Below are 1,546 nucleotides of genomic sequence, written 5' to 3'. Positions count from 1 at the left end.
CCTCCATCATTCACGCAGCTTTACGGTACAGTGTCAGTTCATACAGAACTCCTTCCGTGCCTCTGCAGCACACTCTCGTCGATGAACACGAGCTTCGCCGGATCGAGATCGAGCTGGCCGTCGAACCAGTCCCGGCGCCGCTTCAGGACGTCGGGGCGATCCTGCTCCAGTGCGTGCGCGGACTTTTTTTGAATGTCCAGCCGTGGCCGCGAAGCCAAGCGCTCAAGGCGCTGCGGCTGATCCGCACCGAATGCTCGGCGCTGAGCCGCTCCACCATCTCGTTCAGCGTGATGTCCTTGCGCTCCTCGATCAGCCCGACGATGAAGGCTTCATGCGCATCGAGGCTGGAGGCGTGGCGGCGGCCCTGCGGGCGTGGCGCCAGTTCGCCCATCTTCGCCCGCGCAATCCAGCGGATCGCGCTGGACACTCCCACGCCGAACCGCGCCGCCGCTTGCCGCGCCGACATGCCCTCGTCCGAAGCCTTCAAGACCCGCGACCGAAGATCCCCGCTCAATGCTCTTCCCATCGTCCACATCCATCTAGGTGGATGTTGAATCAGCACAAAACGCACCCGTCACATCACAATCGATTCATCGATCACAGGACGTGCTCTAGGTAGGGGGGCCTGGCTTCTGGTCAGGCTGAATGCATGCCGGTCTCACATACTTCGGATTGCGAATCCGATAAACTATCTGGGGCCGCAACCAATGACCCTCGCCGCACATGGGGTGCTCGTAATCGGACGTGGGATCATAGATCATGCCGATCTTCTGCATGACTCTTTGGCTTGGCGCGTTCTCCTTGGCCGCGAAGCCCGCAACCTCCGGCAGATCGATTGACCAAGCGTACTCGAGCCATGCCAGTGCTCCCTCTGACGCCAGGCCTTTACCCCAATGCTCCTTGGCGAGAAACCATCCTATTTCAACGCACGGCTGGCTGTGGATAGCAGCCTGTACCGGCTCCGACAGCACGGCGAGCCCAATCATTCCTATAAGCCGCCCGCTGCTCCTCAACTCCGCTGGCTGGAAATGAAAGCCATTGGTCCGGGCAAGCTCGGCAGCAAGATCGACTTCGACAAGCGCTTCCTCCGCTGTCAAGGGGTTGGCAAGGTAACGCCTGACGTGGGGGGAGGCGTAAATACTCGCCATTGGTATCCGATCTCGGTCCTCCCAAGGACGCAATATCAGGCGTTGGGTCGTTAGCACCATTGATCAGACTCATCCACAGGACGGACGCTTGCAAGGCTCGGTAAGAAACTCGCGTTTTTCTTCGCTGACTCGCATGAGTCATTCTAAAATAAGCAGGCAAGATATAGAAGTTAATATTTGTTAAATAACAGCAACTTTGTTGTAACATGCGGATCAAAGTAACGGTGGCTGACGGCGGCGACCGTTGTGGGGAGCGGGTGGGGGTAAGAACTTTCGGGTAATCGAGGGCTTTTTGGAAGGCGCACTCGATGACAACGCAATTAAGGATGAACGTCTGGGTCGAGTTTGTCGGGGTCGATGGCCTTCGGCAACGTCGGCAAATCGCAGTCGTCGAACGG

General features: G+C 58.2%; 1 protein-coding gene and 1 pseudogene. Both read right to left on the bottom strand.

The genetic code is table 11. From position 1 onward, the window contains the following. Positions 1 to 65: 65 nt before the first annotated feature. A pseudogene (locus ACWGTI_RS32410) lies at positions 66 to 526 on the bottom strand (helix-turn-helix domain-containing protein); the annotation flags it as partial. Between the two features lie 85 nt (positions 527 to 611). Further along, complete coding sequence (locus ACWGTI_RS32405; protein ID WP_454590649.1) at positions 612 to 1,208, bottom strand: GNAT family N-acetyltransferase; 597 nt, start codon at positions 1,206 to 1,208, stop codon at positions 612 to 614. Positions 1,209 to 1,546 lie beyond the last annotated feature (338 nt).

The organism is Mesorhizobium sp. ArgA1 (assembly GCF_053714375.1).
Note: the sequence above shows the minus strand (reverse complement) of the source record. Positions and strands in the feature narration are given on the sequence as shown.